Genomic DNA, 17,350 nt, shown 5'->3' with positions numbered 1-17,350 from the left:
CATTCCCTGGATAAAGACAGTGTTAAGGCAAAAGACGAGCCGGCAACAGGCGCATCAGCTGCGTATCAAACCAGGCCACGAAGGCCGGCGACGGCGCAGCATCGACCGCCAGATACCACCAATCGGCGGCGGCAAAGGCACGGCACTTGACCGCGTCCTTTTCGGTCATCACCAATGGCAATGACGGCGTGAAATTCAAAGCCTGGGCGCTGTATTCAGCATGGTCGGCAAACGCATGGGGGATCGGCTGCCAGTGTAGCGTTTCGAGGGTCGTGAAGAAACGCTGCGGGTTGCCGATTCCAGCCACGGCATGCAGCGCCTGGCCGGGAGGGAAGTGATCCAGGGAACGCCGTTCGCCGCTGTTAAGGTTGACCAGTTCGGTAGGCTGCAGCTGAAAAGCGAAGCCGTCATCGCGATCATCAGCGGCGCCGTTATAAAGCACGGCGTCAACGCTTTGCAGGCGCTCGACCGGCTCACGCAACGGGCCCGCGGGCAGGCAGCGTTTATTGCCAAGGCCTCGCGCTGCATCAATCAACACCAGCTCCAGATCGCGGGCCAGTCGGTAGTGCTGCATGCCGTCGTCAGAGAGAATCAGGTCCAGCGGCTCGCTCGCCAGCAGGGCCTGAACAGCGCGACTGCGATCGGGATCGATCATCAAAGGGACGCCGGTACGTTGCACGATCAGCAGCGGTTCGTCACCGGCCATCGCCGCGCTGTGCTCGACGTCGACCCGCCATGGCAGTTGCGGCGGCTTGGCGCCGTAGCCGCGACTGACCACGCCGACCCGTAAACCGCTGCGCTGGCAGTGCTGGATCATCCACAGGATCAACGGCGTCTTGCCAGTGCCGCCGACCGTGATGTTGCCCACCACAATGAGCGGCACCGGCGGCTGATAGATCTGCCCCTCGCCTGCCAGAAAGCGCTGACGCTTGCTCATCACCACACGGCGGTACAACCACTCCAGCGGCCGCAGCAGCGTCAGGGCCGGATGGCCCTGGTACCACGCGGCGAGCAAGCGATCGGACATGGCCATCAGGGTGCGGGCGGCGCCGCCTCGACTGTGGTCATGCGCAGGTGGCTGAAGCCGAGTTTGCCGGCGGCGTCCATGGCGGTGATCACCGATTGATGCTGGGTCTTGCCATCGGCGCTGATGGACAGCGGCATCTCGGTGTCACCGTTGGATTCTTTCTGCAGGGCATCCATCAGCGTTGCCAGATCGTTTTTGGGCAGCACCCGGTCATTCACCGAGAACGCACCTTCAGCGCTGATGGCCACGTCGAGGCGTTTGGCCTGCTGGTCTTCGGCAGGCGAACCGCTGACCGCTTCCGGCAGTTCGACACGCAGTTGGGTTTCCCGGGTAAACGTAGTGGTCACGACGAAAAACAGCAGCAAAATAAACACCACGTCGATCAGCGACGCGAGGTTGATATCCACAGTCTCCCGATGCTTGCGGCGGAATTTCACGCTTTGCCCCCGCTCAGGTCCACGTCACGATCACCCTGAACAACTTCCACCAGTTTGATCGCTTCCTGTTCCATGCCTACCACCAGTTCATCGACCCGGCGCTGCAGGAAGCGGTGGAAGAAGACGGCAGGAATACCGACCATCAGGCCCGCTGCCGTGGTGATCAGCGCCTTGGAAATACCACCGGCCAGCACTGCGGCATTGGTGGTCATGCCCGTGCCCATGAACGCACTGAAGATATCGATCATGCCCAGCACCGTACCGAGCAAGCCGAGCAACGGCGCCATGGCGGCGATGGTGCCGAGGGCATTGATATAGCGCTCGAGTTCGTGAATGACCCGTGCTGCAGCCTCTTCGATGCACTCCTTCATGATCTCGCGACCGTGTTTGGAGTTGGCCAGGCCCGCGGCCAGAATTTCGCCCAACGGCGAGTTGGCGCGTAATTCCTTGAGTTTTTCTTTATTGAGCTGCTTGTCTTTGATCCAGACCCAGACTTGCCCGAGCAAGTGCTCCGGGGTCACGCGACTGGCACGCAGGGTCCACAGGCGCTCGGCGACGATCGCCATGGCCGCAATGGAACTCAGAATGATCGGCAGCATCATCCAGCCGCCGGATTTGACCAATTCCCACACAGTGACAGCCCCCTCGAAAAAGTGCGCCACTCTACCATAGGGGCTGAGTACACCGAAGACCGGGATGTCGCATCCGGTCGGGCGCAGCTCACCCTGATTTAATCCGAGGAGCGCCAGAAACGCTGCTCCTGACGCATTGTCCACGGCACCTCGAAGCGCCCGAGCAGCAGACGGATGGCGCCCTGCCTGGCACTGTCATGAATGACCATGCCGCGTTTTTGATAGCGGGCGATCACCGTCGGATGCGGGTGGCCGAACGAATTGCCGTTACCTCGGGAAATCAGCACCGCTTTGGGTTGCAGCGCGATAAGCAATGCCGGCGAGGACGAACTGCGGCTGCCGTGATGCGGCGCCTGCAACCATTCGGTGGGCACGGCGAGTGGGCTGTCGAGCAGCGCTCGTTCGGCGGCGGTGTCGATGTCGCCGGTCAGCAGCAAGCGTTCGCCGTTGGCTTCGACTTGCAGGACACAGGACTTCTGATTGCTGTCTGTTGCCGACTGCCATTGCCAAAGCTCGAAACTGACCCCGTCCCACGTCCATTGCTTGCCGGTTTCGCAGGCTTGGGCGCCAAGCTCAGCCGGTAACGCCAAGGGGTCGCCGCTGATCACTTGCGTGACGGGGAGGCCTCTGGCGACCGCACGCGCGCCGCCCGCGTGATCGGCGTCGGCGTGACTGATCAGCATCATGTCGAGACTGTTCACCCCCAGTTTGCGCAGCGTTGGTAGCACCACCCGCTCGCCGAGGTCAAAATCGCCGAAGCGCGGCCCGGTGTCGTACAGCAGTGTGTGATGACGAGTCCTCACGAAAATCGCCAGTCCCTGGCCCACGTCCAGTTGCCAGACATGGGCGATGCCTTCATCCAGCAGCGGGCGCGGGGGAAACACCAGTAATAACAGCAGCGGCCAGCCCAGTGGGCGCATCGGCATGCCGCGAGGCATCAGCAGGAGCAAGGCGCCGGCGGTCGCCATCGCCCACACCCAGATCGGAATGGCTTCCGGCACCCAGGCCGGAATCTGTCCGGCCACCGATTCGAGACCAGTGAACAGCCAGTCGATCAACCCACCCGCGAGCCACAGCAGCCCTTCGCCGACGTAGGGAATCGGCAGCAACACCGTGCCCAGCAATGCCGGAGGCAGAATCACCAGACTGACCCAAGGCACCGCAATCAGATTGGCCAGAGGGCCACTGACACTAATCGGCAAGCCCAGTATCAACAACAGCGGACACAGACCGATTGCGATAAGCCACTGCGCGCGGGTCCAGGTTTGCCACCATCGCCACGGACCCAATCGCCCGCCAAAGGTGAAGATCAAAATCGCCACAGCGCCGAAGGACAGCCATAAACCCGGTTGCAGACTCGCCAGCGGATCCATCAGCAGCACGCCATTGAGCGCCAGCAGCAGCGGCCACCACGCGCCGAGATGACGAAAGCGCAGGCGCCACAACAGCACCAGACCAATCATCACGCAGGCCCGCCGCACGGGCACGTCAAAACCGGCGAGCAATCCGTAGCCCAGCGCGGCGGCAAAGGCCAACCCACACGCCCAAGGCAGCCATGGCAGGCGGCTGGGCCATAACCCGTACCGCGCAAGACCGGCGATCAACAGGTAAACGACGCCCGCCAGCATGCCGACGTGCTGGCCGGAAATCACCAGCAGATGCACGGTGCCGGTGTCCTGCAATACCTGCCAATCCTCGCGAGCCAGCCCGCCGCCGTCTCCCAACACCAGCGCCGCCAATGCCCCGTTTCGCCCTTGCGCGTCTACTGCATGCAGGCGCTGACGGATCCCGTCGCGCCAGGCCCATCGAGCTTCGCTGATTCGCTGGCCATCCTTGACGGTCCCGGTGGCGCCGATGCGTTGCGCAAGTAACCAGGCGTCGTAATCGAATGAATGCGGATTGAGCAAACCGGCCGGCCGTTTGAGTTTTACTGCCAGCCGCCAGCGTTCGCCACTGTTGACGGACGGCCCGTCATACCAGGCGATGCGCAAGCGCTGCGGCACTTGCGAGTGGCGCGACCGGGCATCCGCGAGCTCGAAACGTACGACGCCTTCACCGGTCTGCGGCAACCCGGTGACCCGACCTTCTACCCAGCGTGTTTCCCCATCTAGACTGATCGGCAGTCGATCATCCAGCGCCCACTGCGCGCTCGCGCAGGCCCAACTGAAGCCAAACGCGAAAAATGCACATGGATACGCCCTGAAAGGCAGCGCCATCAGACCTGCCAGCGGCAGTAGCGTCCAAAACCAGACCGGTGGTAATTCCGGTAAAAATCGCAGCGTCAGCAAACCTGACGCCAGCGCCATCATCCCTGTGCGCATACGCCCGTCCTTGAGAGCCCCTCCATTAGGGCCTCCACTAGGGATAGTCGGCGCATGGCACGTGCGTCGTTATTAATTGTCACAAAGTCTGAATGGGCGACTCCTAGAATCCAGACATACTTGCCGCCTTAACCGACCGAGAAGCCTTATGCCCCGGCGCTTATTTAAACGCTACATGCCAGACCCGACCAGCATCAAGGAACACAAATCCTTACGCTTTCTCGGCACCTTGCTGCACGACCCGAACCTTTGGCACCTCAACCGCCACTCTGTCGCCCGGGGCATGGCAGTGGGGCTGTTTGCCGCGTTCCTGCCGATTCCGTTGCAGATGCTGGTGGCCGCAGTGCTGGCGATTATCGTACGCGGCAACATGCCGATCGCGGTGAGCCTGGTCTGGCTGACCAATCCGATCACCATGCCAGCCGTGTTTTTCTGTACGTATCAGACCGGCGCCTGGCTGATGGATGTGCCTGCGCGCCATCTGCCTGATGAGTTGACCTGGGAATGGATCAGCGGCCAACTCTCGACCTTGTGGCAGCCGTTTTTGCTCGGATCGGTGGTCGTGGGGTTGGTGCTGGGCGTATTGGCCTACTTTCTGGTGATGATGTATTGGCGTTGGTGGGTGAGCCGGCAATGGGCCAAACGCAAGAAAAAGAGAATGCGCTGAATGCAAAAAGGCCTCCTTTAAGGGAGGCCTTTTTTTGCTCGGCGTTTGATCGGTTGGGGTTTAAGTCCGCATGCCCCGCCCGCTCACCAGCAGTCGTGCACAACCTATATACAAAGCCACCGTCGCCACCAGCATGAAGGTGATCGCCACACTGATCCGGATGTCCGAAACCCCTAGAATCCCGTAGCGAAACGCGTTGACCATATGCAACACCGGGTTCGCCAACGACACTGTCTGCCAGAACGGCGGCAGCAACGTGATCGAATAAAACACCCCACCCAGATACGTCAACGGCGTCAGCACAAAGGTCGGGATGATCGAGATGTCGTCAAAGTTGCGCGCAAACACGGCGTTGATGAATCCCAACAGCGAAAAGATCGTCGCCGTCAGTACCACCACCAGAATGGTCACACCCAAGTGATGCACCTGCAGATCAGTGAAGAACAGCGAAAGCAGCGTCACAATAACCCCGACCATCAGGCCACGCAGCACGCCCCCCAAGGTGTAACCGATCAAAATGGTGTGCGGTGAAACCGGCGACACCATCAATTCCTCAATGGAACGCTGGAACTTGCTGCCGAAGAAACTCGAAACCACATTGCCGTAGGAGTTGGTGATCACCGACATCATGATCAGGCCCGGCACGATGTATTCCATATAGGTGAAACCACCCATCTCACCAATTTGCCGGCCAATCAGATTGCCGAAAATCACAAAGTACAGAACCATGGTGATCGCCGGTGGCAGCAGGGTTTGCGGCCAGATCCGGGTGAAGCGCTTCACTTCACGGTAGACGATGGTATTGAGGGCAACGAGGTTGGGTTGCAGCTCGGAACTCATACCGCCACCTTCGACAGATTCTTCTCCACCAGGGACACGAACAACTCCTCAAGGCGATTGGTTTTATTACGCAAGCTCAACACTTCGATGTTTTGCTGCGCCAACTGAGTGAACAACGCGGTAATGCCCATGGCCTTGTCGACCTGAACTTCCACGGTGTGGCTGTCCAGCAGCCTGGTCGGATAACCGAGCAACTGCGGTGCTGCGCTCAAGGTGTTCTTGATGTCGAGCAAAAACGTTTCCACATGCAACTGGCCGAGCAGCTGTTTCATGCTGGTGTTTTCGACAATGGTGCCGTGGTCGATGATGCCGATGTTACGACACAGCTGCTCGGCCTCTTCCAGATAATGCGTGGTGAGGATGATGGTGATGCCTTTCTGATTCAGCTCGGTGAGGAAAGTCCACATCGAACGCCGCAGCTCGATGTCCACGCCCGCCGTCGGTTCGTCGAGGATCAACAGGCGCGGTTCATGAACCAGCGCGCGGGCAATCATCAGTCGACGTTTCATGCCGCCGGACAGAGAACGCGAAGGCACATCGCGCTTGTCCCACAGGCCCAGTTGAGTCAGGTACTGCTCGGCACGTTCCTTGGCAATTTTCGGCGGGATACCGTAATAACCGGCTTGAGTCACGACGATGTCGAAGGTTTTTTCGAACTGGTTGAAATTGAATTCCTGCGGCACTACGCCAATGGAGCGTTTGAGCTGCGCGGGATTCTTGTCCAGGTCGTGACCGAAGATGTTCACGGTGCCGCTGGTCTTGTTCACCAGGGTCGAGAGAATGCCGATGGTGGTGGATTTGCCAGCGCCGTTCGGGCCGAGCAAGGCGAAAAAGTCACCTTCGGCGACGTCCAGATCGATACCACTCAATGCCTGGAAACCGTTGCCGTAGGTTTTGGTTAGCTGCCGGATGGACAGAGCGGAACTCATATCGGATTTACGCACCAAGAAGGGAAGAAAGGGATAAATAAGGGCGGGCGGCGAGCATTGCAACCGCAGCACATGAGCGCAATGGTGCGTGCCGCCGCCACACAAGTACAGTCAACTGTGTCGATAGTGAGTATTAAGTCAACGCGGTCATGACCGCTTTCTGATACGCCGGACGCTGTTTCAGGCGGGCATACCAGGCCTCCAGATGAGGTTGCGGCGCGCGCTCGATTGGCATCTCGAACCAGGCATAAATGAAACTGCCGAGAGGAATGTCGCCCATGCCGATTTCAGCGCCCGACAGAAATGGCTGGGTCGCCAATGCCTGATCGGCCATCGCCAGCAGACCGTCGCATTCCTTGATCGCAGCGTTGATCGCCGGCCAGTCCTGCTGCTCTTGCGGTGTGCGCAAGACGCCCCAGAACACAGTGCGGAAAGGGCCGGCAAAACTTGAGGTGGTCCAGTCCATCCATTTGTCGGCCGTGGCGCGTGCTTGCAGATTCTCCGGATACCAGGCCGTGCCGCTGGCATGCGACGCCGTCAGGTAACGCACGATGGCATTGGACTCCCACAGCACAAAACCGTCGTTTTCGATGACCGGCACGCGCCCGTTGGGATTCATCGCGCGGTACTCAGGCGTATCGACCACGCCAAACGCACCGCCGGCATCAATGGCCTCGTAGGCGAGCCCTAATTCCTCGGCGGCCCACAGCGGTTTTCTGACATTCGACGAATTCTTGCGACCCCAGATCTTCAGCATGACCGCCTCTTTATGTATGAATGCGCAGGCAGCATACGCCGGATCAGGCGTGACTCAAATCACTCTGCATGTCACCCAATAGCACCGGCAACTCGTCGCTGAACAGATGCGGATAGCACTTTTTCAGGTGCTCGAAAAAGAATGCTTCGGGCACGTCGGTGAACTGACCATGATCGATCAGGTATTCCATCAACTGCTGGCCATCGCGGTTGAACGGATGAAAAACACTGTCGTGAATGCCGTCGAATTCCAGCGGCGCGACGTTGAACAGTTCGCACAGCCCCTGATTGAACGCCGGTGTCGCCTTCACCCAGCGGCCGTTCAGGTAAAGCTCGGTATAACCATGCATGGCGAACACGTCACTCTTGAGCAGTTCGAGCAAACGCGGGGTGGATAAATGATTTCGCACATCCGCCAGGCCAATCCGTGCAGGTATCCCGCAGTGCCTGGCCGCGCCTGCCAGCAACGTCGCTTTGGGCACGCAGTAACTCTCCCCGATCGCGAGCGCATAACTGCCACGTAATGTTTCCGGGTCACGACTAAAGGTATAAGGGTTGTAACGCACCGCTTCGCGCACCGCGTAATAGAGACTGATCGCCTGCTCGACAGGGTCGCGAGCGTTGCCGCGATGCTTTTCCGCGAACTCCACCACTGAGGGGTGGTCACTATCGATGAAGCGGCCGGGACTCAGATACTCGTGCATGCAGACGATCTCCTGGAGAAGCCCCGAGTCTAGCGGCAGGTTCAGCACAGAGATAACGACGTTTCAGCCAAACTTAGGCGCATTGGTGCTTGGTTTGTGAATGAAATTGTCAGTCATCAGTCCTACAAAATTCATCACGGTTTTCCCACGATTTCTATCACCTGCTCTGACCACCCTGTTTTACGGATGCCGTCTAAGCTCTGAAGGCTGGTTTTGCTCTGATTCACGGAGGATTAAATATGCTGCTGTTGTGGATACTGGTTCTGGTTGTCGGAATAGCGTATTTGGCCCACCGCCGCATCGCCCCGCTGCCCGCCTTGTGCATCGTTGCCGTTTACCTGGTCGCCATGGGCGCCTTCAGCCATGCACCGGGTTGGCTGCTGCTGATTTGCTGGATCCTGATCGCCGTGGTGGCAGCGCCTTTGCTGTTGCCTGATCTGCGCCGCAAGTATTTCACTGCGCCGCTGTTCAGCTGGTTTCAGAAAACTTTGCCGCCGATGTCGCAGACCGAACGCGATGCCATCGATGCCGGCACGGTGTGGTGGGACGGCGAATTGTTCAGCGGACGTCCGGATTGGGACAAACTGCTGTCCTACCCGAAAGTGCAGTTGACCGAAGAAGAGCAGGCGTTCATCGACGGTCCGACCGAAGAGCTGTGCACGATGGTCAGCGACTGGCAGATTGGCCAGGACATGGACCTGCCGCCCGAGGCCTGGACCCACATCAAGGACAACGGCTTTTTCGCGCTGATCATTCCCAAGGAATTCGGCGGCAAGGGCTTCTCCGCTTACGCCCACTCGCAAGTGGCGATGAAACTGGCGACCCGCAGCGGCGACCTGGCCTCCACCGTGATGGTGCCCAACTCCCTCGGCCCGGCTGAACTGTTGCTGCATTACGGGACTGACGAACAACGCAACCATTACCTGCCACGACTGGCTCGCGGCGACGACATTCCGTGCTTCGCCCTGACTGGCCCACTCGCTGGCTCGGATGCCGGCGCGATGCCCGACACCGGGATCATTTGCAGAGGCCAGTGGGAAGGCGAAGAAACCCTCGGCCTGCGCCTCAACTGGGAAAAGCGCTACATCACCCTCGGCCCTGTGGCCACCCTCCTCGGCCTGGCATTCAAGGCCTACGACCCTGAGCACTTGCTGGGCGACAAGGAAGACCTCGGGATCAGCCTGGCGCTGATTCCGACAGACACTCCCGGCGTAGAAATCGGCCGCAGGCATTTGCCACTCGGCGCTGCATTCATGAACGGCCCCAACTCCGGCAAGGATGTGTTCATCCCGCTGGACTACCTCATCGGCGGCCAGGAAATGCTCGGCAAGGGCTGGATGATGCTGATGAATTGCCTGTCGGTCGGGCGCTCGATTTCGTTGCCAGCGGTAGGTACCGGCGCGGCGAAGTTCACCAGCCTGGTGACCGGCCAATACGCGCAAATTCGTGAGCAGTTCAATGTTCCACTGTCCGCATTCGAGGGCATTCAGGAAGCCATGGCGCGTATCGGCGGCAACGCCTGGATGATGGACGCGGCGCGGATGCTGACCGCCAATGCGGTCGATCTCGGCGAGAAGCCGTCGGTACTGTCCGCAATCCTCAAGTATCACCTGACCGAACGCGGTCGCGAATGCATCAGCCACGCCATGGATGTACACGGCGGCAAGGCGATCATTATGGGACCTAACAATTACCTGGGCCGCAGCTGGAACGGCGCGCCGATTTTCATCACCGTCGAAGGCGCGAACATTCTCTCGCGCAATCTGATGATCTTCGGCCAGGGCGCGATTCGCTGCCATCCGTTCGTGCTCAAGGAAATGGCACTAGCTGGTCGTGAAGACAAGGATCAGGCACTCGTCGAGTTCGATGGTCTGTTGCTCAAGCACATCGGGTTCGCTGTCAGCAATGCCGCCAGCACGCTGGTGCTGAATCTTGGTTTCGGGCACTTCGAACACGCGCCTGGCAACAAACTCAGCCAAGGATACTTCCGGGCACTCAATCGTCAGGCTGCAGCATTCGCCATGTTGGCCGACCTGAGCATGATGCTGCTGGGCGGTGAACTGAAACGTCGTGAGCGGCTGTCAGCCCGTCTGGGCGATGTACTCAGCCACATGTACCTCGCCTCTGCTGCGCTCAAGCGTTACCACGACCTTGATTCCCCGGAGCACATGGCACCGCTATTCACCTGGGCTATGGAGGAAAGCCTCGGCCAGTCGGAGCACGCGCTGGACGAGCTGCTGACTAACTTCCCGAACAAGGTGCTGGGTTGTCTGTTGCGGGTCATCGTGTTCCCGTTCGGTCGCCGTCACAAAGGCCCATCGGACAAACTCGATGCAGAAGTGGCAGCCGTGATTGGCCGCGCCAAGGGCGATCCGACCCTTGAGGAACTGCTTGGCGGTTGCTACCGTCCGCAATCGGCCGATGATGCCGTCGGCGCCCTGCAACATGCGTGCGATCAATTGAACGCCACCCAACCGCTGCAGAAAAAGCTGCATGTGGCGCTCAAAAGTGGGCAAGTCAAACCGACCGCTGGCGAGCACGCCATTGATGCAGCGCTCGAGGCTGGCGTCTTGCAACCTGTCGAAGCGCAGACCTTGCGTACCGCAGAAGCGGCGCGCCGCAAGGTCATCGATGTCGATGATTTCGATAAAGAGGAGCTGGCGCTGGCGGAAGGCAAAGTCCGCTGATCCCACCCACCATGTAAAAACGGGCGCCGGAGCTTTATACTCCCGCGCCCGTTTTGCTCTTGAGGACTTATCTCGTGTCCAACATCGTTGCCGATCATCTCGTTTTGCTCGACCACTTGCGTAGCATCCTGGTCGCCGTGGGTGAGGCCGAGCAGGTTCCCGAAGAAAGCCATGCCTTGTTTCTGGAGCGCTTCGACGAACTGCGTGCCTTGCTGCCGGTTGATCCGATCGAAAGCCAATACTTGGGCCAGGACATCCTGTGCCAGGTGATTACCCGCTATCCGCAAATCGCCCACCTGGTTCCGCGCGACCTGCTGTGGTACTTCGCCGGCGACTGCCTGCACTACATGCCTGATGAGGAAATCGCTCTGTATCAGGCACTGGAAGAGCGTCGTTTCGAAGCTGAACAAAACGACGAACCGTTCGACTGGAATCAGGAGAAGCAGTTGCTGGCCATGTCGGACGATGACAGCAAGCACTGAACCTGAATCAGGAATGCACAAGGCCCGCATGACTGCTCATGCGGGCCTTTTTTGTTTCGGCCTAAGACCAGGCAGTGACGGGGTGGCCTGATCGCGAAGTGGAAATCAGAGCAAGCCCTCACTCTCCGGCAATTCATACTGCGTCGCGGCACTGCTCGACACACCCGTTGTACCCGGCTTGCTCAACGTCGGTTCTCTCTGCAGACACTCCACCAGATAATCAATCAACACCCGTAGCTTCGGCGGCATATAGCGCGTCGGCGAGTGCAACAACCAGGCACCACCGTGATAAGACGACGCCTGAAACGTCCAGTCCGGCAACACCTGCACAATCAAGCCCTGCTCCAGCGCATAACGCGCGGTGAAGTAAGGCAGGCTGCCAATTCCGATGTGCTGCAAAACAGCCCCCAGGCGGACGCCCGTGTGATTAGCCGCGTAACGCCCTCGTACTCCCACAGTGACTGCCTTCGTGCCCTTTTTGAATTTCCAGCGCGCATCACTCGGCGTTTCGCCCAGATAGATGCAACTGTGGGCGACTAAATCCTGCGGGGAGGTGGGCGTACCGTGCTCTGCCAGGTATTGCGGCGTCGCGCAGAGCAAGTGGTCGATGGTCAACAACTGACGCCCCACCAGACCGGCGGGTGGGCGATCGGTGATACGAATTGCCAGATCCACATTGTCATCGATCAGGTCCACCTGGCGGTCCTCAAGCAACAGTTCCACATCGACTTTGGGATAACGCCGCAAAAACTCCGGCATGTGTGGATGGATCACGAATCGTCCCACCGCCTTAGGGACGCTGATACGGACCAGGCCTTCAGCCTCCTGGGTGAATTGCCCGCTGATCTCCATCACGGAACGGGCCGCGCTGACCATCTCCTGGCAGCGCTGGAATACCTCCTCGCCGCCATCGCTCAGACGAAGCTTGCGCGTGGTTCGTTGAAGCAAGCGGATCGCAAGCGCCTTCTCCAGTCGGGAGATGCTGCGACTCACGGCTGAGGGTGAAGAGCCTAACTGGCGGGCCGCTTCAGAGAAGCTGCCGGTCTCGACAACCCTGACGAAAATGGCCATTTCACCCAGCAGCGGCAGTGGAAGATTTATGCTCACAACGCAACAGTCCTTTGATGTTTGAACGGATTATCACGCAAATCCAGCCTTCATATAATGAAAGAAGTACTTTAATCAGGGCTTGGGATATGACACTTCGCCTCTTTTTCCACAATGACGACCTCAAAGCCAATGTGGAAGTCCTGGAATGCGCGCCCTGCGAGAACGAGTTCGCCGTGGAGTTGCGCGCCACACTTTTCCATCCTCAAGGCGGCGGGCAGCCTTACGACATCGGCTGGATCGGCGAAAGTCGGGTACTGCGCGTGCTTCAGGATCCGGACCGGATCATTCACTTCGTTGATCGCCCGGTGGATATCGGCATGACCCTGATTCACGTGGACGAGCAGCGCCGCCGATTTAATACGCGGATGCACTCCGCCGGCCATCTGATCGGCCATTTCGTCCAGGCCATGGGCTGGATGCCGATCAAGGCTCATCACTGGCCTGGCGAGGGTCGCGTGCAATTCAAACCAACCGACGCCGCACAAGATGTAGACCCGACTGCGGTTCAAAAGGCTATCGATCAATGGATTGACGATGACCTGCCGCGCTTGATCTCGCTGCGCGAAGGCGCCCGGGAAATAGGTTTCGGTGACCTGCCGGCTTATGGCTGCGGCGGAACCCATGTACGCAGCCTGAAGGATTTGGGCGTGATGACCATCGATTCCATTTCGCAAAAAAAAGGAACCCTGTCAGTTCACTACAGCGTGGACTGAGCGATGGCGGCACCTTCATCGCCTGACGCCGAAGGAGCCTGCCTACGCAGGTTTGGCTGATCTCTGATAGATGGACCTGAACCATGATGCTTGACGTCGAGTGTCTCGATGAGACGTGCATAAAAAAACTTGCTAATGAGGAAATCCTCGCCCTGCGTGTCAAAGGCTTCCTGCCTGCGCCGCTGGCGATTCAGATTGGCGATAGAATTCTCGCACCTGGGTTCGAAGGCTACATCAACGCCCCGAGCATCGGCCGTATCGGTATGGCGTTCTATGAAGCGGAAAATCAGCCGTTGCTGATCGAAGACTATTTCGAGCGCGCGACTCGCAACATTGCAGAGCTGCGCAACCGATGTGCCCCCTCCTCATCCCCGGTGGACACCCTGCGCTGCATGCTTGATGAGACCTGGCCGGCAGGTGCGCATCTGGAAAACCTGTACGGTCGCAAAATGTATGTCGGCCTATCGCGCGTTGTGAAACCCGGCGTTTGCTTTCTGGCGCACCACGACATATTCGCCAAGGACGCTCCCGACAGCAGTCAGGCCAGGAGCCTGGAAGCGCAATTTGCCTGCAACGTCTACCTGAACATGCCCACCGAGGGTGGGGCTCTGCAAATGTGGGATCACGATATTTCACCGGATGAGTTCGACGAAATGCGCGGCGACAGTTACGGGATCGATCCGTCGCTACTGGGTACTCCGACCCTGGAAGTTTTACCCGAGCCTGGCGACTTCATCATGTTCAATTCGCGGCGCATGCACGCTGTGACGCCAGGGGTGGCAGATCCGCGCTTGAGCCTTTCATTTTTTGTCGGCTATCGCGGCGACGCCTCACCCCTCACTTTCTGGAGTTGAAATGGAGCTTTCGAATTACTTTGGCGAGTTTGTGGCGTTGGCTACGATTCACTTTCTCGCCGTGGTCGCGCCCGGCGCTGACTTTGCCGTCACCATCCGTCAGAGCGTGCGCTTCGGTCGATGGGTTGGCATCTGTACGGCTCTGGGCATCGGCGCGGGAATTTCCGTGCATGTGCTCTACACCCTACTCGGCGTCGGCGCGTTGATGCACACCACGCCGTGGCTATTGACCGTGGCCAAGGTCGTGGGCGGCGCCTACATCCTGTACCTGGGCGCCAGTCTGTTGCGCAGCCAACCCAAATCAGCACTGGAGGGAGACAAAGGACCAGACGAACCGAAGGTCGAGCAGACGCTGCCAAAGGCGTTCACCACAGGGTTTCTGACCAACGCTACCAATCCCAAGGCGACGCTGTTTTTCCTGGCAATCTTTACTACCCTCGTTAGCGTCACAACACCGCTCAGCGTGCAGGCGATGTATGGCGTCTGGATGTGTTTCGTCAATGCACTGTGGTTTGTGATAGTCGCGCTGTTCTTTTCCAGCCCACGGGTTCGGCTCATGTTCATGCGCATGGGGCACTGGTTTGAGCGGACGATGGGAGTGATCCTGATTTTGTTCGCAGGGCGAATGATGCTGTCGATGTAAATCCGCCCCAGGCAAAAGGCCCGCACAGCCAAGCTGGCAGGCCTTTTCGACTTGGTCGGTTAAATCGCGGGCATACAAAAACGCCGCTCAATGAGCGGCGTTTTTGTGAAATTGGAGCGGGAAACGAGACTCGAACTCGCGACCCCGACCTTGGCAAGGTCGTGCTCTACCAACTGAGCTATTCCCGCAAATGGCGTCCCCTAGGGGACTCGAACCCCTGTTACCGCCGTGAAAGGGCGGTGTCCTAGGCCACTAGACGAAGGGGACACGCTGCCCGGAACACATGGTGTGTGTTTCGGTGCCCAGAACCGCATCCGAAGAATTGGTTCTGGTTTCACTCAGCGCTGCCCAAAAGCAACGCTGTTTAAAATTGGAGCGGGAAACGAGACTCGAACTCGCGACCCCGACCTTGGCAAGGTCGTGCTCTACCAACTGAGCTATTCCCGCAATGGCGTCCCCTAGGGGACTCGAACCCCTGTTACCGCCGTGAAAGGGCGGTGTCCTAGGCCACTAGACGAAGGGGACACACGTACAACATTCACTTCCTACCGCGTTCCGCTGTGTGCTTTACGCTGTAAGTGGCGCGCATTCTATGGATGGATTGGGGGGTCGTCAACCCCCATATATAAATTTATTTAAATCAATGACTTCGCCCTGCTTTAGGTCACCAATCCGGGTTTTGCCACGACCAGAGGTTGACGCCTATATTCTGTCGACTGCCAAGGCGTTATAGTCCGTGGGCAGCAGATGATGGCAAAATGCAATTTTTTACGCGGTGCTTATATAAGCCTGACACCGGCCGATATAAGTGTAACCGCCGGTTGACTCGCCGAGCGGTCCTATGCGACCCAATGCCGAGTCACTACACTCGCACGCGAACCCTATAAAGAGGTCTTACCGGTGACACCACTCATGATCACCCTGCTAGTCGTAGCCGGGATTGCGCTATTGATCGCCATTGGCTACATGAACCATGTGGTGGAAAACAATAAGCTGGAAAAAGCCCGCACCAAAGTCGAACTCAATGACCGCTTGCGCCGCTGTGGAGAAATCACCGAAACCTTTCCCGGCCAGCTGATGACCCCGGCGCTCAAGCTGCTCTTGACCCGCCTGGAACTGAACGTCTGCCAGCGCTTGTTGAATCTGGAAAAGTCCAGCGCCAACTTGAAGGCGAGGATCGGCGAACTGAATGCGCTGGCTGCCCAAGGAGAGTCGATTCCGGTCAACAATCCCCCGGCGCCGATTCAGACGGAAGCCAAAGCCAAAGATGTGCGTTTCCTTCTGGAAGCGCTTCACGGTCAGATCACCCGCGCCGCACACGACGGTTTTTTGCCGGCCAACGAAGCCAAACGCTGGGTCCGCGAAGTTCGACATATTCTGGTCCTGCTGCACATCGAGTTCTTCAACAACCTCGGCCAGAAGTCCCTGCAACAGAACCAGCCTGGCCAGGCGCGCCTGGCATTCGAACGCGGTGTGCAATACTTGCGCAAGCAACAGGAACCACAACTCTACGCGGAACAGCTGGACTATCTGGAAAAACTCCTCGCGCGCGCCAACGCGCAAGTAATGGACGACATTGCACCGGTTGAAGGCGAAGTGAACGAGCTCACCGAGGGCCTCAGAGAGGTCGACGCCGATGCAGACTGGAAGAAAAAAGTAATCTACGACTGATCTGCAACCGATGAAAAGAAAGCCACCTGAACCGGTGGCTTTTTTTGCCTCAGAGCCTGAAGTGCCCCACCATCCCTTTCAACTCAACCCCCAACTGCGCCAGTTCGATACTCGACGCTGCATTCCCTTGCATAGCCAACGAAGACTGGTCAGCGCTGGCCCGAATGCTGGTCACGCTACGGTTGATCTCCTCGGCCACTGAGCTCTGCTGTTCGGCAGCAGCGGCGATTTGCTGGTTCATCTGCTGAATCAGAGAGACGGCAGCAGCAATGCTGCCCAGCGCACTTTCGGTCTGCAACGCGTCACTCACCGCCAGCTTGACCAACTCGCCGCTGTTCTCTATCTGCTGCACCGAAGACCGGGCTGCCGACCGCAATGCGCTGACCAGACGCTCAATCTCCTCTGTAGATTGTTGGGTGCGTTTGGCCAGGGCACGCACCTCATCGGCGACGACTGCAAACCCCCTGCCTTGCTCGCCCGCCCTGGCCGCCTCGATCGCCGCATTGAGTGCCAGCAGGTTAGTCTGCTCCGCCACACTTTTGATGACGCCCAGCACCGTGCCGATGTTCTGGATTTCTGCACTCAAGCTCTCAATGCTGGAACTCGCGGAAGACGCGGAATTCGCGAGCTGCTCGATTCGCGCCATGCTCTGACGCACCACGAGCTGACCACTTTCAACCTTGCCGTCCGCTGTCTGCGCCGCCAGGGCAGCCTCTTCGGCATTGCGGGCGACATCGTGCACAGTGGCGGTCATCTGGTTCATTGCGGTTGCCACCTGCTCGGTTTCTTCCTTCTGGCTGCTGACTTCAAGATTGGTCTGCTCAGTGACCGTCGAGAGCGACTGCGCCGAACTGGCCAACTGTTCGATCCCCGCCTG

The 17,350-nt window shown here is 58.8% G+C and carries 17 protein-coding genes and 4 tRNA genes; 7 read left to right on the top strand and 14 right to left on the bottom strand.

Features of this window, described 5'->3' with window-relative positions:
- Nucleotides 1–22 precede the first annotated feature (22 nt).
- The 4 genes from lpxK to DU29_RS0121940 all read right to left on the bottom strand — a co-directional run bounded on the left by lpxK (nt 23) and on the right by DU29_RS0121940 (nt 4,417).
- Nucleotides 23–1,033 carry a tetraacyldisaccharide 4'-kinase gene (gene lpxK, locus DU29_RS0121955; RefSeq protein ID WP_028623633.1) on the bottom strand — a complete coding sequence of 337 codons (1,011 nt, stop codon included), beginning with the start codon at nt 1,031–1,033 and terminating at the stop codon, nt 23–25.
- Complete coding sequence (locus tag DU29_RS0121950) at nt 1,033–1,464, bottom strand: ExbD/TolR family protein (protein WP_028623632.1); 432 nt, start codon at nt 1,462–1,464, stop codon at nt 1,033–1,035. Before DU29_RS0121950 ends, lpxK begins: the two co-directional genes overlap by 1 nt.
- On the bottom strand, nt 1,461–2,096 hold the full coding sequence (locus tag DU29_RS0121945; RefSeq protein ID WP_028623631.1) for a MotA/TolQ/ExbB proton channel family protein: 636 nt from the start codon (nt 2,094–2,096) through the stop codon (nt 1,461–1,463). The genes DU29_RS0121950 and DU29_RS0121945 overlap by 4 nt, the downstream gene beginning before the upstream one ends.
- A 98-nt stretch (nt 2,097–2,194) precedes the next feature.
- The gene (locus DU29_RS0121940) at nt 2,195–4,417 is read right to left on the bottom strand and encodes a DNA internalization-related competence protein ComEC/Rec2 (protein ID WP_028623630.1); all 2,223 of its coding nucleotides are present in this window, start codon (nt 4,415–4,417) and stop codon (nt 2,195–2,197) included.
- 148 nt (nt 4,418–4,565) lie between these two features.
- Between DU29_RS0121940 and DU29_RS0121935 the strand changes: the two genes are divergently transcribed.
- Nucleotides 4,566–5,084, top strand: a complete 519-nt coding sequence (locus tag DU29_RS0121935) for a DUF2062 domain-containing protein (protein WP_028623629.1) — start codon at nt 4,566–4,568, stop codon at nt 5,082–5,084.
- A gap of 60 nt (nt 5,085–5,144) precedes the next feature.
- On the opposite strand, the gene DU29_RS0121930 is transcribed toward DU29_RS0121935, so the two are convergent.
- From DU29_RS0121930 to DU29_RS0121915, 4 genes are all read right to left on the bottom strand, one after another.
- Nucleotides 5,145–5,924, bottom strand: coding sequence for an ABC transporter permease (locus tag DU29_RS0121930; protein ID WP_028623628.1), 780 nt, complete (start codon nt 5,922–5,924; stop codon nt 5,145–5,147).
- Nucleotides 5,921–6,853, bottom strand: a complete 933-nt coding sequence (locus DU29_RS0121925) for an ABC transporter ATP-binding protein (RefSeq protein WP_028623627.1) — start codon at nt 6,851–6,853, stop codon at nt 5,921–5,923. Before DU29_RS0121925 ends, DU29_RS0121930 begins: the two co-directional genes overlap by 4 nt.
- Before the next feature lie 133 nt (nt 6,854–6,986).
- Entirely contained in the window at nt 6,987–7,610 is a 624-nt protein-coding gene (locus tag DU29_RS0121920) for a glutathione S-transferase family protein (RefSeq protein WP_028623626.1), read from the bottom strand.
- Nucleotides 7,611–7,653: 43 nt separating this feature from the next.
- Nucleotides 7,654–8,313, bottom strand: coding sequence for a transglutaminase-like domain-containing protein (locus DU29_RS0121915; RefSeq protein WP_028623625.1), 660 nt, complete (start codon nt 8,311–8,313; stop codon nt 7,654–7,656).
- Between the two features lie 239 nt (nt 8,314–8,552).
- Here DU29_RS0121915 and DU29_RS0121910 point away from each other — a divergent pair, with 239 nt between their 5' ends.
- Both DU29_RS0121910 and DU29_RS0121905 read left to right on the top strand, forming a co-directional pair.
- A complete protein-coding gene (locus tag DU29_RS0121910; RefSeq protein ID WP_028623624.1) occupies nt 8,553–11,000 on the top strand; it encodes an acyl-CoA dehydrogenase in 2,448 nt (815 codons plus the stop codon).
- Nucleotides 11,001–11,074: 74 nt separating this feature from the next.
- Nucleotides 11,075–11,482 carry a PA2817 family protein gene (locus DU29_RS0121905; RefSeq protein ID WP_028623623.1) on the top strand — a complete coding sequence of 136 codons (408 nt, stop codon included), beginning with the start codon at nt 11,075–11,077 and terminating at the stop codon, nt 11,480–11,482.
- A 105-nt stretch (nt 11,483–11,587) separates the two neighbouring features.
- Here DU29_RS0121905 and DU29_RS0121900 read toward each other — a convergent pair whose 3' ends face one another.
- Entirely contained in the window at nt 11,588–12,589 is a 1,002-nt protein-coding gene (locus DU29_RS0121900; RefSeq protein WP_028623622.1) for a LysR family transcriptional regulator, read from the bottom strand.
- 89 nt (nt 12,590–12,678) lie between these two features.
- Between DU29_RS0121900 and DU29_RS0121895 the strand changes: the two genes are divergently transcribed.
- The 3 genes from DU29_RS0121895 to DU29_RS0121885 all read left to right on the top strand — a co-directional run bounded on the left by DU29_RS0121895 (nt 12,679) and on the right by DU29_RS0121885 (nt 14,802).
- The gene (locus DU29_RS0121895) at nt 12,679–13,305 is read left to right on the top strand and encodes an alanyl-tRNA synthetase (RefSeq protein WP_028623621.1); all 627 of its coding nucleotides are present in this window, start codon (nt 12,679–12,681) and stop codon (nt 13,303–13,305) included.
- An 83-nt stretch (nt 13,306–13,388) separates the two neighbouring features.
- Nucleotides 13,389–14,159 (top strand): 2OG-Fe(II) oxygenase, encoded by a 771-nt coding sequence (locus tag DU29_RS0121890; protein ID WP_028623620.1) that lies wholly within the window; start codon nt 13,389–13,391, stop codon nt 14,157–14,159.
- 1 nt (nt 14,160) lies between these two features.
- Nucleotides 14,161–14,802, top strand: coding sequence for a LysE family translocator (locus tag DU29_RS0121885; protein WP_028623619.1), 642 nt, complete (start codon nt 14,161–14,163; stop codon nt 14,800–14,802).
- A gap of 112 nt (nt 14,803–14,914) precedes the next feature.
- Here DU29_RS0121885 and DU29_RS0121880 read toward each other — a convergent pair.
- The 4 genes from DU29_RS0121880 to DU29_RS0121865 all read right to left on the bottom strand — a co-directional run bounded on the left by DU29_RS0121880 (nt 14,915) and on the right by DU29_RS0121865 (nt 15,327).
- Nucleotides 14,915–14,990: transfer RNA gene (locus tag DU29_RS0121880), tRNA-Gly, on the bottom strand.
- 3 nt (nt 14,991–14,993) lie between these two features.
- Nucleotides 14,994–15,069, bottom strand: a tRNA-Glu gene (locus DU29_RS0121875).
- 104 nt (nt 15,070–15,173) lie between these two features.
- Nucleotides 15,174–15,249 (bottom strand) — tRNA-Gly (locus DU29_RS0121870).
- Between the two features lie 2 nt (nt 15,250–15,251).
- A tRNA-Glu gene (locus DU29_RS0121865) sits at nt 15,252–15,327 on the bottom strand.
- A gap of 387 nt (nt 15,328–15,714) precedes the next feature.
- On the opposite strand from DU29_RS0121865, the gene DU29_RS0121860 reads away from it, so the two are divergent.
- Nucleotides 15,715–16,473 (top strand): hypothetical protein, encoded by a 759-nt coding sequence (locus DU29_RS0121860; RefSeq protein ID WP_033050781.1) that lies wholly within the window; start codon nt 15,715–15,717, stop codon nt 16,471–16,473.
- Nucleotides 16,474–16,522: 49 nt separating this feature from the next.
- Here DU29_RS0121860 and DU29_RS0121855 read toward each other — a convergent pair.
- Nucleotides 16,523–17,350, bottom strand: an 828-nt coding sequence (locus DU29_RS0121855; RefSeq protein ID WP_028623617.1) for a methyl-accepting chemotaxis protein, incomplete at its 5' end; no start/stop codon positions are given.

This window comes from Pseudomonas sp. Ant30-3, assembly GCF_000690905.1.
In the GTDB taxonomy this organism is placed as follows: Bacteria; Pseudomonadota; Gammaproteobacteria; order Pseudomonadales; family Pseudomonadaceae; genus Aquipseudomonas.
Note: the sequence above shows the minus strand (reverse complement) of the source record. Positions and strands in the feature narration are given on the sequence as shown.